Annotated in this window: 13 protein-coding genes and 5 pseudogenes; 4 read left to right on the top strand and 14 right to left on the bottom strand. The window is 56.5% G+C overall.

Features of this window, described 5'->3' with window-relative positions:
- Positions 1-22: 22 nt before the first annotated feature.
- The 4 genes from ACM6J5_RS01375 to ACM6J5_RS01360 form a co-directional block, all read right to left on the bottom strand.
- Positions 23-484, bottom strand: coding sequence for a thiol-disulfide oxidoreductase DCC family protein (locus ACM6J5_RS01375; RefSeq protein ID WP_150672521.1), 462 nt, complete (start codon positions 482-484; stop codon positions 23-25).
- 50 nt (positions 485-534) lie between these two features.
- Complete coding sequence (locus ACM6J5_RS01370; RefSeq protein WP_095942117.1) at positions 535-741, bottom strand: co-regulatory protein PtrA N-terminal domain-containing protein; 207 nt, start codon at positions 739-741, stop codon at positions 535-537.
- 82 nt (positions 742-823) lie between these two features.
- Positions 824-1,477: a hypothetical protein gene (locus ACM6J5_RS01365; protein WP_095942118.1), complete on the bottom strand. Its 654-nt coding sequence runs from the start codon at positions 1,475-1,477 to the stop codon at positions 824-826.
- Positions 1,478-1,753: 276 nt separating this feature from the next.
- Entirely contained in the window at positions 1,754-2,032 is a 279-nt protein-coding gene (locus ACM6J5_RS01360) for a DUF2790 domain-containing protein (RefSeq protein WP_150672519.1), read from the bottom strand.
- Between the two features lie 513 nt (positions 2,033-2,545).
- Between ACM6J5_RS01360 and ACM6J5_RS01355 the strand changes: the two genes are divergently transcribed.
- Positions 2,546-3,262 carry a class I SAM-dependent methyltransferase gene (locus ACM6J5_RS01355; protein WP_414927629.1) on the top strand — a complete coding sequence of 239 codons (717 nt, stop codon included), beginning with the start codon at positions 2,546-2,548 and terminating at the stop codon, positions 3,260-3,262.
- Between the two features lie 117 nt (positions 3,263-3,379).
- On the opposite strand, the pseudogene ACM6J5_RS01350 reads toward ACM6J5_RS01355, so the two are convergent.
- The 9 genes and pseudogenes from ACM6J5_RS01350 to ACM6J5_RS01310 all read right to left on the bottom strand — a co-directional run.
- Positions 3,380-3,889: pseudogene (locus ACM6J5_RS01350) on the bottom strand (NAD-dependent epimerase/dehydratase family protein); the annotation flags it as partial.
- Between the two features lie 107 nt (positions 3,890-3,996).
- Positions 3,997-4,374, bottom strand: coding sequence for a c-type cytochrome (locus ACM6J5_RS01345; protein ID WP_095942121.1), 378 nt, complete (start codon positions 4,372-4,374; stop codon positions 3,997-3,999).
- A gap of 129 nt (positions 4,375-4,503) precedes the next feature.
- Positions 4,504-4,653 (bottom strand): annotated as a pseudogene (locus tag ACM6J5_RS01340) (cysteine hydrolase); the annotation flags it as partial.
- 1 nt (position 4,654) lies between these two features.
- Positions 4,655-4,897 (bottom strand): annotated as a pseudogene (locus tag ACM6J5_RS01335) (DUF6632 domain-containing protein); the annotation flags it as partial.
- A 48-nt stretch (positions 4,898-4,945) separates the two neighbouring features.
- Positions 4,946-5,479 carry an AAA family ATPase gene (locus ACM6J5_RS01330; protein ID WP_095942123.1) on the bottom strand — a complete coding sequence of 178 codons (534 nt, stop codon included), beginning with the start codon at positions 5,477-5,479 and terminating at the stop codon, positions 4,946-4,948.
- Positions 5,480-5,738: 259 nt separating this feature from the next.
- Positions 5,739-6,089 carry a BON domain-containing protein gene (locus ACM6J5_RS01325; protein WP_095942124.1) on the bottom strand — a complete coding sequence of 117 codons (351 nt, stop codon included), beginning with the start codon at positions 6,087-6,089 and terminating at the stop codon, positions 5,739-5,741.
- Positions 6,090-6,345: 256 nt separating this feature from the next.
- A pseudogene (locus ACM6J5_RS01320) lies at positions 6,346-7,320 on the bottom strand (methyl-accepting chemotaxis protein); the annotation flags it as partial.
- A gap of 282 nt (positions 7,321-7,602) precedes the next feature.
- Positions 7,603-7,911, bottom strand: a pseudogene (locus ACM6J5_RS01315) (PAS domain-containing protein); the annotation flags it as partial.
- A gap of 334 nt (positions 7,912-8,245) precedes the next feature.
- On the bottom strand, positions 8,246-9,583 hold the full coding sequence (locus ACM6J5_RS01310; RefSeq protein WP_095942126.1) for an MFS transporter: 1,338 nt from the start codon (positions 9,581-9,583) through the stop codon (positions 8,246-8,248).
- A 229-nt stretch (positions 9,584-9,812) separates the two neighbouring features.
- Between ACM6J5_RS01310 and ACM6J5_RS01305 the strand changes: the two genes are divergently transcribed.
- A complete protein-coding gene (locus tag ACM6J5_RS01305; protein WP_414927628.1) occupies positions 9,813-10,388 on the top strand; it encodes a nucleotidyltransferase family protein in 576 nt (191 codons plus the stop codon).
- A gap of 48 nt (positions 10,389-10,436) precedes the next feature.
- Positions 10,437-10,598, top strand: a complete 162-nt coding sequence (locus ACM6J5_RS01300) for a DUF2986 domain-containing protein (RefSeq protein ID WP_150672514.1) — start codon at positions 10,437-10,439, stop codon at positions 10,596-10,598.
- A gap of 108 nt (positions 10,599-10,706) precedes the next feature.
- Here the strand turns inward: ACM6J5_RS01300 and ACM6J5_RS01295 are convergent, their stop codons facing one another.
- Positions 10,707-12,029 (bottom strand): DUF1329 domain-containing protein, encoded by a 1,323-nt coding sequence (locus ACM6J5_RS01295; protein WP_095942128.1) that lies wholly within the window; start codon positions 12,027-12,029, stop codon positions 10,707-10,709.
- A gap of 292 nt (positions 12,030-12,321) precedes the next feature.
- Between ACM6J5_RS01295 and ACM6J5_RS01290 the strand changes: the two genes are divergently transcribed.
- Entirely contained in the window at positions 12,322-12,552 is a 231-nt protein-coding gene (locus ACM6J5_RS01290) for a hypothetical protein (RefSeq protein WP_095942129.1), read from the top strand.
- Positions 12,553-12,726 lie beyond the last annotated feature (174 nt).

The following is a 12,726-nucleotide window of genomic DNA, read 5'->3' as shown; positions in this document are numbered from 1 at the left end:
GGGATTGCCCCTTAAGGGATAGTCAGTTTCTCAGGGGGGGCGCTTTCAAAAAGCGCTGTTCATGATCAGGGTCCGGCAACAGGCAGGAGTCGTATTTCCCGAAGAGCCGATAACGATTAAGCGCAATGCGGTCGTATGCCCAATCTCGAAGCTTGCGAGGGAAGATGCGCAACAGGTTCACAGGGCGCCAGAGTGCGGGAAGCAGGGCGATGATTTCGAAAAAAGCTTGCGAACGCTCCCAGTAGCGTCGATCGCGGATCACCAGCATGGTGTGGAATTGATCCACGGGCAAACCTGCCCACGCAAGCAAAGCCTGCCCCTCGGGTGACTGAACCGCCGCCAACCGCAAGCGCCGCTGGCGGTCATGGCGAATCAAGAACCTCACCCAGCCATTGCATAGCTTGCAGACACCGTCGAACAAGACCACGGTCTCTCCTGGCTTGAGCAGTGGCGCGGGGGAGGGGAGGATTTGCGAGGCGTCCATTTGAGCCTTGAGGCCGCACATTTCAGTTAGCCGAGGGGACGCTATACAGGTCAGCCTTTGACGCGGTCGGTTGCCTTGGCCTTGCTTTCAGCGACAGCGCCTTCAGTCTTCTGTTTCTGCGCGACCTGGTAGGTTTCCATCGAGACTTTCCGGGCCGCTTCCATGCGTGCGAAGGTCTTGTCACCGCCACCTGTGGCCATGGCCAGAGAAGAGGCAGTCAGAGCGGCAATAACGAAGAGAGTTTTCATGGATTTCATTTGGGTATCCTCAGATGAGATGTTGATAACAGCTAAAACGTGATTCATTTACTGACGCTGAACGTCCTTGTTCAACCTGGCTTCACCATCCAGCCAGGGCAGCGTTTCCTGGTGACCAGGTGCCTTGTTCCATGCGCGCTTGAGCGTCTCTGCTTTTTGCCCAGGCAGTGAGCAGTACCATCGCCCCGAATCCACCGACGATGAGCACCGGATAGGCGGCCAGCAACTCCACCAGCGAGTACTTCCAGGCCAGCGGACGACCCACACCGAGCATGGCGGCATAGAACCACGACACGGCCGAGAGGGCGCCGGAGAACAGCGCCAGCATGCGCAGGCTGAAGGAAAGTTTGAGCAACGAACCGGCTTTTTTCAGCGCCGGCAATACAGCGCTATGCAACAGGAAACCGTTAAAGGTCAACAGCACAACGATGCCGATTTTGGCTTGCAATTTTGGATTGAGGAAATACTCCATCCCTTTGCCGGCATAATCGATCCCGACAATGCCAATGCCCGTAATCCAAAGCGCTACAAGTGCAAGTGATACGGTTTTTTGAAGGCTTTCCATGTGCGCGTCATCGTGGTGACCTGACGCATCCCCCTTCAGGAGTTGCTTGACCATTGCAATGTCACTGGTCAATACCAGCCCGATTGCCACACAGCAGGCAATAAGATGAAAATATACAACGCCCAAACGCACATATTCCACGGTGGACGAAGAGAACATACTAAGTTCCATGGTTGCCTCTTGATTGTAATGGTGAATCAATTGACTCTCAGCACGGCTTGATTGGAGTTTGCCGCTGCTGATTTCAATTAATATCCAGCAATTACTATTAATTAATCTTGCGACATGACGCCGCCAAGATAACGGTGAGTTTCTCGAATGAACTTTTAGTCATTCGATGATGTCCATTTTCAGGTAACAAAAAACATCATCCGCACTGAGTGCATATGAGGTTTAACTTCCGCTTCTGGGGGGCAGACGAGGCCCGGAACGCTATCGACGAGTTGATCAGACAATGCTGGCGGGGTTGGCCGGGCTTGCGCCCCATTCGAGGAAACGAATCTTGTGAACCTCGCCCTCGCTGTCTTCGTAGACCAGGGTCACCGGCACTATGCCGGTCTTGTCGGATGTATCGGTGCGCTGCAGTACCTGCTTCACATCGATGTCCATTCCGTAGTGGTAATCGACGGCCGAAACATGCGCGCCGGGCTCTTGCAGGCCGTTCTGGTCGAAGACGCTTGGTGCGAGACTGGAAATCACGGCACTTACTACTGTGGCCATGCTCATTAGGCTGTACCTCTGCTGAAGTTCGCTTGACGGGGACCTAATGTGACACGTTGAGAGAGTGAAGTTCACTTTACCGCGACGAACGCGCCCGCCTGAAAAGCCTGTAGTGGCTGCAAACTCCCGGCAATTCCCCGCGCTTGACGCCTCTCGACCATTCGTCCTTTAAACCCCGTATTTGTTGGTCAAAGTCCATTTTTTGAGGGAGGTCATGACATGTCATGATGGATTTTCACGCAAGGTGAATCCGTGTTTCAACTCAGTCGGCTGAGTCCTCGCGATGCGAACGCCTGCTATCTTGCCACGGGAGAAATGTCGGATATTGGACGGATACTGCCCTTTGGCGAGAGGCAGAAAACGACCCAAAGTTGACTGTCGACAAACAGCTGAATCCGCTCAAGCAAACAGCAATTTTTTGCTCCATGCATTCCTTGCAGGAATACGCCACATAAAATTAATGAATTTTTATTATTGCTGTGTCTGGCGTAGCTTGATTTCAGGACATGGAGAACCGCCTTGAAATCATACCCTCTCAACTCAGCTGAAAAATTTGATACCTCACGAGCCAATGAATACGGACGACAGAGCCGTATTGCACTAGCTGGATATGACGCCTGCCAAGACTTGGCTGCGTGCATGTTGGCGGCAAGCCTGGGCAATACAAGTTCGGCAAAAATACTTGTAGTTGGCGCTGGCGGTACGGCGCAGGAAATTGTTGCTATGGCCAAGCTTGAGCCGGGTTGGCGCTTCACGGCGGTTGATCCATCCGAGCCGATGTTGGAGGCTGCGAAGCAGCAATTAGAGGCAAACAAACTGCTTGAAAGAACGACCATGCATCCTGGGCAAGTTGAAGACCTGGCAGCAGACGAGTCATACGACGCAGCGACCTTGATTGGTGTACTCCATCATCTCGATGGAGATGAAACCAAGCGACAAATTTTACGATCCATTCGAGCTCATCTAAAACCGGGTGCGCCGCTGATTGTCGCGGGGAATCAATACGCATATGCCAGCCAGCCGTTACTGCTTGCGGCTTGGGGGCAGCGGTGGCGGCAGCATGGAGCCAGCGCGGATGAAGTGAAGGTCAAGCTTGGGAAAATCCTTCAAGGTGCTGACCCTCCACATTCCGAGGCGGCGGTTCAAAAACTCTTGCATGACGCCGGATTTGGAGACGCTACCCGTTTCTTCAGCAGCCTTTTCTGGGGGGCGTGGTTGACGTGCAAAGTGGTCTGAACTTGGCTTCGAATGACTGCTTCTGGCCGATTCTGTTGAAAACAGTCGCTCTGCCCAAACTGCCTGATCATTGACTGGTTAAAACGTTTTTTTTGCACGCTGCTACGAGAAATCCGAGATTGCCGAGGGCAACACCGCGACCATCGGCAGGTCACAGGCCTGGGCGGTTTCCCAGGCCGCGCGTTCAGAGAGGATTTTCGAGCGGTAGTACGGGTTGTCCTGGTCGTTGTTCCAGCTGCTTTCATCCAGGTGCTGGCCGTTGTGTCCCACCGCTGCCACGGAGCTCACATAGACCACGCGCCGGACCCCGGCCTCTGCCGCGGCCCGTAGTACATTGCGCGTGCCTTGTACGTTGACGTCGACGATCTCGGCCTGCGGGTTCCTCGCCCAGTGCTTGAACACTGCCGCTACTTGATACAGCACGTCCACCCCTTGCAGGGCTTGGCGCAGGGAGTCAGGGTCCTGCAGTTCGGCGCGTACCACCTGGCAGTCGAGCCCGTTCAGGGCTGCGCTTCGCTGCGGGTCACGGACCCCGGCGCGCACCTGTTGCTCCCGGGCGAGCAGTGCCCGGATCAGGGTGTTGCCCAGATGCCCATTGGCACCGGTGACCAGCGATAACGTATTCATGGATTGCCTTATCCGCTGACGGCGGAACCTGAAATGGACAAGGCAGGGTAGGGGTTGCCCCAAGGGGCAGAGTCAAGCGCTGGCGTCAGGACCAGGCACTTTGAAGATCATCGTTTTTGTGAAATCACACCACTCATGTATTGATTCAAATCGCGCAGATCCTTAACGCTCCATGAGTGCGGCGATAGCTTTACTCCATTCTCACGCAAGGTTCTTGGAATCAAGTCGCCATTTGGGCGAAGTATTATCGAAGAGACAATCACGCCCGGATAATCATTCAATCGCTTTTTGAAAGCGGACGTTGTCAGATCAGGCGTAGGCGGATTGCTTTTTTTGGCCAGTGGTCCTGTTGCCTTGAGACCTGTTCCGTGGCACATGCTGCATCGCTGTAGATAGAGATTTTTTCCATTGGCATTATCCGCGAAGGCCAGTGAAGTTTGAGTCAGCGATAAAATTCCTAGCGAAGCGATGAATAGTATTTTCATTGTTTTTATCTTCCTTGATGGGCTCAGCGTCGATCGGACGCGATCTGGTGCGCGGGAAAGATATCAGCCGTCGCGTCGGCCCCCAAGCGGTCTGATCGACCCTTGGCTTGGGTCGATCAGGGGAGTGTCCTAAAAACTCCATTCCTTAGCCTGGACGACTCGGCAGAATGGCCCCGCCAAAGTTGCATTGTGGTGGGCAGTGATGGCCTCTGCTTTAAGCGTTGGAGTATCAGAGCAGGTATGCCCATCGGCGATGAGTACAGCATCGAAGCCCAAATCGCCCCATTTGCCCCGGCTGGGTGACCGTCTGGACGGCCATGATTGCTCCGTGTATGGCGCTGGGCCACACGATGAACCAGATCAGGCTCAGATTGGCTAATGGATCACGTGCGGCCAGGATCAAGAACACGCCAAGTGTGGCGTAGATGCCAACGATCATCATCGGGTAGTCCGAGTGACCGACGTGCCAGGCCCAGCCGGAGGGCCAGAACAACATAAGAGGGTAGAGAGCAAGGCACGCGAGCCGGTGCCTCTATAGAATCTTAGGTGTCGAGTGCCGCTGTCCACCTATTCAAGACAGGTTTGAGGGCATTGGGGGCAAGTTATCAAGAAATACGGCAATCTGCCGGCGATGCCGCAAGTGCACCGTAGGAATCTGAAGGCCCAAGGCCAGACGCACCGCCTCGATACCTGGGCGGTAGCCTCGATCGAAATTCCATACGAAGCTCAGAAAGGTAAAGAACGCTCGGTCGAGCTTCTCTTTACAACCAGCTGCAAGGTCGGACCGAGGGCGATTCAATATGCCGCGCATGATCACCCGGGTGAAACAGGTGAGTCGCGGTGTATCGAGCCAGATGATCAGGTCGGCACGGGGCAGGCGAAGATCGAAGGTACGCCGGGCATAATTGCCTTCGCAAATCCAGGCAGTCGGTGCGATCGCTTCGCTGACCCGTGCGCGGAACTGCTCAGCGTCGGGCTCGACCCAGTCGGGCTCCCAGAACAGTGTGTCCAAGTGCACTACGGGCAGGCCAAGGCGCTTACCGAGGGCGCGGGCGAGGGTAGATTTGCCGCTACCAGCATTGCCCAGAATTACAATCCGTTGCATGGTCGGACTTCCTGTCGCGAAAATAGCCGGCAATTGTGCAGGTTTCGAGGGCATTAGTTAAAGGCTAAAGATATCAATCTCGGACGCATACGTTTTGCTGCGCAAACCATGGTCGACTTTCTCAACAGAATCGGCCATAGGCAGCCAGTCGCAAATGTCCACGAAACCATGGGCGATTAACTCTGGGGTACACAGGCATTCAGCTTCCCTCCGCCCTCGGTTCCCGACCGGGGGCGCGGCGCCTACAAAGTTGCCATTATCATTTGTCGTCCTTCCTTGTCGACGATTGTGGTCGGCGGTCAGTGCTCTCTTCGGCATTGGGCGCTTCTGGAAAACTCCCTGGCGTGAACACATGGGTCTGCAGGTCGCTGGCATCGACGTCGGCGACACCATGAACCGAACGGGCCAGACCAATGGCCTGTTCACACTGTCTATGAGTGTTGACGCGACCGCTTAACTCCACTTTGCCCGCATGGGTTTTGACATTGATATGCAGGCTAAGGGTCGGATCGGAAAATGCCAGGGCCGACTTCACCTTGGCGGTAATCCATGCATCGTGAACGGCCATTTCCAGACCATGAGAGTAATGCTGGAAGGAGTGAATTTTCATGGCTGAACCCTCTCTCGCGTAATCAGACGTACTGTCCATCCCATTTGCTGTGCTGCCCAGTGCCTGTCAGGTGAACGCTATGGATACCTGGTTGGTTTTGGAGCGCTCGCCATGCAAACATTGACAGACATTAATTATAGTACGGCCGTTGCCTGCGGTCAGAGCGCTGTCCCCGTGAACGTTCGCCTTTGCGCCAGGCGCAACACCTACAAAGGGCCTGTTGCCCGAATGCAATAGGGTCAACAGGCGCCAATGGCTATCGGCTGAAACGTTCGGCCAGGCTGTGCAGGTAATCGGCCATGACTTCCAGATCCTGGCTGATGGCGGCACCTTGCTTGGCCTGCCCGGCACTGTGATCGCACAGTTGGGCAATGCGGGTGATCTGTTGATTGATGTCTTCAGCCACGTGACTTTGTTCTTCAGACGCCGAGGCCATCTGCTGGCTCATGCCGGTTATCCGGGTGACGGCCTGGCTGATGCCGACCAACGCCGACTGCACCGCCTCGACACTTTGCATGCTTTCGCGGGAAATCTGCTCGCCACGATTGGCCGTAGATACAGCGCGATCGGCACCGACATACAGTGAAGCGATGATGCCGTGGATCTGTTCGGTGGAGGTGCGGGTGCGTTGTGCAAGGGAACGCACCTCGTCGGCAACCACGGCAAAACCGCGTCCTTGCTCGCCGGCCCGGGCCGCCTCGATGGCGGCATTGAGCGCCAGCAGGTTGGTCTGTTCGGCAATGGAGGTGATGACGTCCACGACACTGCCGATCGATTGCGTTTCGCTCGCCAATGCATTGACCGCCTGGCCAATCTCGTTGACTGCCTCGTGCATGGTTTTCATGGCGCTCAGGCTTTGCCGGGCCAGTTCACTGCCGTCACGGGTCAACTGGTCAGCCTCCGAGGCGGCATGTGCGGTGCTGATGACGTTTTGCGTGACCTCCTGAATGGTGGCGGCCATCTGTGAAATGGCGGCGGCAGACTGATCGGTTTCACTGCGCTGGCGATCCAGCGACTGCGCCTGGGAACCTGAAAGCTCGGATGACTGCGCCGCTTTGGCCTTGACGTTGACCCCGGCATCGACGAGCCGGCTCAGGGCTGTCTGCAGGCGCGCTTCCTCACTGACCATGGCCATGTCCAGTTGCCCCTGGGGGCCGTGATTATCGCTATAGGTGAGTGCGACCAACGGATCGGAAAAGGCTTTCGGATGCTCGGCCAGGGTGCGCTCGATGGCCCTGCGATTTCGGGACTCGATCAGGTACCAGGCAACACCAAGGCTCGCGACCAGGAGCCCTTGTGCCGCTGTTTGAGGTAGCCACTGACTCCCCAGCAGTGAAACCCCGCCAGCCATCAATATTGGCCAGCTCTGTTGCAGTGGCCGGAAAATCCGTGCGTTCAGCGAAACGATCGGCTTGCCGGCCCGCATCCTTGAATAGAGCGCTGATGCCCGGCGGACCTGGTCGCGGCTGGGCACCGAGCGGACCGACTCGTAACCACTCATGCGTCCGTTTTCATAGATGGGCGTGACGTAGGCACTGACCCAATAGAAGTCACCATTTTTCGAGCGGTTTTTAACAATCCCCATCCAGGGTTTGCCTTGCTTGATGGTGTGCCACATATGCACGAATACCCCGGGTGGGATGTCGGGGTGTCGAACCAGGTTATGGGTCTGACCAACCAGTTCGTCGTAGGTGAAACCGCTGATGGCAACAAAGGCGTCATTGCAGTAAGTGATTCGGCTATCCAGATCGGTCGTGGAGATCAATCGCTGTTCGGTGGAGAAAACTCTTTCATGCTCGGTTACGGGTAAATTCACACGCATACACTGCGACCCCTCGAATTATTATTTTGCTGAGCATATAAATCGCAAAGGCGCCCAGTTGTAGCGCCAACTGGGCCTGGCATCAAATCGCGGGATTCAACGCGTGGGCCCGAAGAGGAATTTATGGACGGGGGAGGCGGTGGACCCTTCATTCGACGACAATTTCTTTTCATTTCATGACAAGTCGGCGATATCAAAGTGGAATCATGACTGTAGCCAGCTTTGAGTCGCGCTGCGCATGATCACCGGGTCCAGCAGACGAGTGGCTGTGTATCGAGCTATATGATGAGGCCGGCCCGAGGTCGAAGGTTCGCCGGGCCGGCTCGTTCGTGTTTCAGGCGGATGCGCCTACGCCTTCGGCTTTCTCCTGCGATGCAACGTCATGCAGGGAAATCCTTGAAGTCTCCGGTAATGCCAGCCCGCCCGCCAATGCGAGCAATGCAATCGCGATCAGATAGAACGCCGGCGACAGGTTGCTGCCGGTGGTGCTGATCAGCCACGTCGCTACCAGCGGCGCGGTGCCGCCGAACAGGGTGTACGCCATGTTGTAGGTGATGGCCGAGGCGGTGTACCGAGTACGGGTAGGGAAGGTTTCCGAGAGCAAGGCCGCGGTGACCACGCCACACAACACCGCGCCAATCGCCAGGAGCATGACGCCGACGATGGACGCGGCGAACGAACCGGAGCTGGCCATCAGGAACGATGGATACACGACCACGATCAACAGCGCGCAAGCGGTCATTACCGTGATCCGACGCCCGACCCGGTCCGAATACAGCCCGGCCAGCGGGCAGATCGCCGCAGCGAACAGCAATGCAATCAGTGACACCAGCAAGGCTGTGGCGCGACTCAGGCCACCGGCGACTTGCAGGTAGGTCGCGAAGTAGGTGGTGAACATATAAAACGAGAGTGCCGTGAGTGACACAAAAGCGCCCAGGCAACAGATCGCCGCACCATGGTTGCGCAAAGTTTCCTTGAGAGGAGAGTGTGCGACAGCGTGTTCCTGAGTCACCGCCTGGAATGCCGGTGTCTCATCGAGCTTCCAGCGCAGGTAAAGCCCCACCAGGCCCAGGGGCGCGGCAATCAGGAACGGCAGGCGCCAACCCCAGCTCCCCATTGCTTCGGCCGACAATGAAGCCTCGAGCGCGTAGGCCACCACGGCGGCCGCGGCGAAGGCGGAAAATGTCGACACCGGAATGAAGCTGCCATACCAGGCGCGTTTATCACTCGGTGCATGCTCCATCAGGTAGGCACAGGCACCTGCGTATTCCCCCCCGGCGGAAAAGCCCTGGGCGCAACGGATCAGGGACAGAAGAATCGGCGCCATGACCCCGATCGCCGCATACGTGGGCAGCAGACCGATCAAGGTCGTGGCACCGGCCATCAGCAGGATGGTCATCGCGAGGGTGCGCTTGCGGCCGATCCGGTCGCCCAGCATGCCGAAGAAAATCCCGCCAAGGGGCCGAAACGCAAAGGCCACGGCGAACACCGCAAAGGTCTTGAGCAGCGCGGCACTGGCATCGCCGCTGGGGAAGAATTGTTGGGCGATGGTCGTGGCCAAAAAGCCGTAGACGGCAAAGTCGAACCACTCGACGAAATTGCCGATCCCGGCGGCCACAATCACTCTTCTCAGCGTTTGTGGGCTGACTTGTTCCATAGTTGCGCTCGTCATGCTTGACCTCGACAGTTCGTCAGTAAGCTATCGATTATCGGGGCTGGCCCTGAGGTGGCTCACTTCAAAAGTGTCATCCACATAGTCAGTACCGACTTCATGCCGTTGAGTCAGGCAGGATTCGCGCCAGATTGGCCGAGGGAGAGAAAAGGGCAATTTTTTTAGTAAATTTGAAAAGCGTTGAGGGTATTGTCGGTCGCAGGGATCAGATCAATCAGAAGGGATGAAGATGACATTGACTGCCGAAAGCCTGCTCAGGATCGCAATGGCCAATCCGGTAAACGCAGAAATTTCCGCTCGCTTGCCTGAGCTCGGTTTGAACCAGTGCATGCTCACGGCCGGTTGCCTGTTCCAGGCCGTCTGGAATCATCAGGCACAGCGCCCGCCGGAGTGGGGCGTGAAGGATTACGACGTCTTTTACTTCGATGATGACCTGTCGTGGGAAGCCGAAAATGAGGTCATCCAATCAGGTCAGCGTCTGTTCCGCGACCTCGACGTGAACATTGAGTTCAAGAATCAGGCTCGCGTCCACCTGTGGTACGGCCAGCGCTTTGGCGGGGATTATCCAAGGCTACAGTCGGCAAAAGACGGGATTGACCGCTACCTGGTTGCTGGCACCTGCATAGGCCTGGATATCGAAACTGGCGAGGTCTATGCGCCCAACGGCCTGGCCGACATAGAGCGCGGGCTGCTTCGAATCAATCCAAAGTGCTCCGAGCCAGTCCTGTTCGATCGGAAAGCGAAAAGCTACCAGGCTCGCTGGCCTTGGCTCAGGATCATGGAGCCGCAAAGTTGGAACGGCTAAATTTCTCAAGCTGATATCATTCAAGAATTACTGGCTGAGTAGAACAACATGAACCGTCAAAAAAAACTGAAGCAGCTGTTCAAGGCTAAGGCCAAAAAGGCCAGTGCCAAACTGGCACCGAAAAGCAAACCTAAATACATTTGTAAAGCCGACCGATTGAAGCTGGCGACTGAATCCAGTCATGACCCAGTCATTTGCGCTGAGAGCTGATCTTTGTAGCTCGCGCACCACTCGAAAACTCAAGCCCCTGGTTCTTTAGAACCCGGGGCTTTGTCTTGTATCGGTCATGCATCATCGATGCGTTGCATCACGGCAGACCTAGCGGATACCGGCACCCGCCATGGACTCCGGCACCCACTGCGCCGTCGATAGCGGCTCGATGTAGCGGATGCCGCCATGCGGGCCCACCACGCCGTTGATGTTGTAGGTGCCTTTGGACAGGTCGTAAGTCATGAAAGGGGTGGCGTCCGGGACCTGCTGGTCGTAGCTCTGGCTGAAGAACGCGAAGGAGCCACGGTACAGCTGGCCACGGGTGTCGTACTGATCGGAGGCCACCGCGGCCCAAGTGTCTTCATCCAGGTAAAAGCGCCGCTTCTGGTAGATGTGCTTCGCCCCGGGCTTGAGGTTGCCCTCCACGACGTAGACCCGGTGCTTTTCCCAGCGTACGAAGTCCGGGGCAACGAAGTTGGGCGTGGTCAGCGACTTGGCGGCGCGGGCGTAGGTGAGTTTGTACGTGTTGTAGGGCACGATCATTTCCTGCTTGCCCACCAGTGTCCAGTCATACAGTTCCAGCGCACGGGCAGTACCGGGGTTGGGGGTGTCGTAGGCCAGGATCGAGATCTGTTTGACGCGGCGCTGGGCAGGCATGTACTGCCAGGCGCGGCCAGGGAACTGCGTCGGGTTGGTGGCGTTCTTGAGCATGATCGACTCGCCGGCTCGGCGCGCAGGTCCGGTATAGGACAGTTTCAACTGATAGTAGATGTCGGAGCTGTTGAACGGCTTCGACAGGTTCTCGTAGATCGGGAAGGAGATGAATGCTTCGCCGGTGACCGCCAGGCTCGGTACGCCCGCCGTGTCGACGCTCCAGGAGTCGTACTTGGAATGGATGTTGACGCCCTGGTAGCGCAGCAGGAAATTCCACATCGCTTCGGCGCCGGACTGCGGGATCGGGAAAGGCACCCCGGGCATCACATTGTCGATGGCGATCCCGCCGTTGAGGGACCTGGCATTGGTGGCATTTTTGCGGCTGTTGTCCAGTATCGCCTGTGGCAGCGATGCCGTGCGGTGGGTCGGGTAGACGTCGATGCGAAAGTCGGGGTAGCGCTTGGCTAATGCCACCGTGGTGGCGGTCAGCATGCTTTTGTACGCGTCGACGTTCCTGCCGTTGATCACCAGCAACGGTTTTTCGCCCGCAAAGGGGTCCGGCCGCATGCTGTCGCCGGTCTTGAAGCTGGAGGGGGCCGTGGTCAGGCCGCCGTTGTAGGGCGGTATGGAACCATCGGCATTACCGGCCTTTTCGGCTCCCACCCACGTCAGGCTGGTGCCCAGCCGGGTGGCTTCCTGGTTCGATACATAGGCTTGGGCATCGATGGCCAGCGCCATGAGGGGGACAGCAGCCAGAAGACTTTTCACGAATTTCATATTGTTATTCTCCTGCCTGGCGTACCAGGCAACTCGTGACTCAGGCGCAGCGTCGCTTACGTCGACTCATCGCCAGAGACCTTTTCAGTTCTGCCATTAGATAGCCCCCGTATCAGGGGCGCTTTTCATTTGACGACAGCCCCTTGGCTATTGATGACAGGCCTGAGTTGCCTCGGCGCGCACCCGATGGGGAGAGCGACCATCACTTGATTGTATTTCTCAAAGGAATCATCGGGTTACTGAATGGTCATAGCCATGACCCTTCCATACTTCCGACGTTTAGGACGTTCTTATGAATCGCGCAGCAATCTTGATCGTGGCCATTTCCAGCGCCGTCTTGTTGGGAGGCTGCGGCCCGCATTGGGATGACGGAGAACGGTACGGCCGATATCACGATCATGACCATCGACGTGGTTACGACCAGAGAGGGGACGATGATCGAGGTTATGACCGTGACTATGATCGTCGTGACTATGATCGCGACCACCGTCGCTACCGTGATCGCGATGACAACGACGACTGATACGTTAGCTTCGAGTGATAGACGCCAGGTCTGGACAACACAGCGAATAATTTGCAGCCCGTCTCATACCTGGCACTAAAGTGAACAAAATCATTGAAAAAAACCGCCATAAGCTTTAAACGGAAAGCCAAATGGCACATTGCAAGCAATCAGCCAGTGAGTTTCAGCAGTTTT

Source organism: Pseudomonas sp. IT-P74 (assembly GCF_949768175.1).
Lineage (GTDB): Bacteria > Pseudomonadota > Gammaproteobacteria > Pseudomonadales > Pseudomonadaceae > Aquipseudomonas.
Note: the sequence above shows the minus strand (reverse complement) of the source record. Positions and strands in the feature narration are given on the sequence as shown.

Bases quoted from the DNA above. Each gene is read 5' to 3' on its own strand.
- ACM6J5_RS01375 (WP_150672521.1), bottom strand. From the start codon at position 484: ATGGACGCCTCGCAAATCCTCCCCTCCCCCGCGCCACTGCTCAAGCCA.
- ACM6J5_RS01325 (WP_095942124.1), bottom strand. From the start codon at position 6,089: ATGAAAATTCACTCCTTCCAGCATTACTCTCATGGTCTGGAAATGGCC.
- ACM6J5_RS01365 (WP_095942118.1), bottom strand. From the start codon at position 1,477: ATGGAACTTAGTATGTTCTCTTCGTCCACCGTGGAATATGTGCGTTTG.
- ACM6J5_RS01290 (WP_095942129.1), top strand. From the start codon at position 12,322: ATGAATCGCGCAGCAATCTTGATCGTGGCCATTTCCAGCGCCGTCTTG.
- ACM6J5_RS01360 (WP_150672519.1), bottom strand. From the start codon at position 2,032: ATGAGCATGGCCACAGTAGTAAGTGCCGTGATTTCCAGTCTCGCACCA.
- ACM6J5_RS01300 (WP_150672514.1), top strand. From the start codon at position 10,437: ATGAACCGTCAAAAAAAACTGAAGCAGCTGTTCAAGGCTAAGGCCAAA.
- ACM6J5_RS01345 (WP_095942121.1), bottom strand. From the start codon at position 4,374: ATGAAAATACTATTCATCGCTTCGCTAGGAATTTTATCGCTGACTCAA.
- ACM6J5_RS01295 (WP_095942128.1), bottom strand. From the start codon at position 12,029: ATGAAATTCGTGAAAAGTCTTCTGGCTGCTGTCCCCCTCATGGCGCTG.
- ACM6J5_RS01330 (WP_095942123.1), bottom strand. From the start codon at position 5,479: ATGCAACGGATTGTAATTCTGGGCAATGCTGGTAGCGGCAAATCTACC.
- ACM6J5_RS01310 (WP_095942126.1), bottom strand. From the start codon at position 9,583: ATGACGAGCGCAACTATGGAACAAGTCAGCCCACAAACGCTGAGAAGA.
- ACM6J5_RS01370 (WP_095942117.1), bottom strand. From the start codon at position 741: ATGAAATCCATGAAAACTCTCTTCGTTATTGCCGCTCTGACTGCCTCT.
- ACM6J5_RS01305 (WP_414927628.1), top strand. From the start codon at position 9,813: ATGACATTGACTGCCGAAAGCCTGCTCAGGATCGCAATGGCCAATCCG.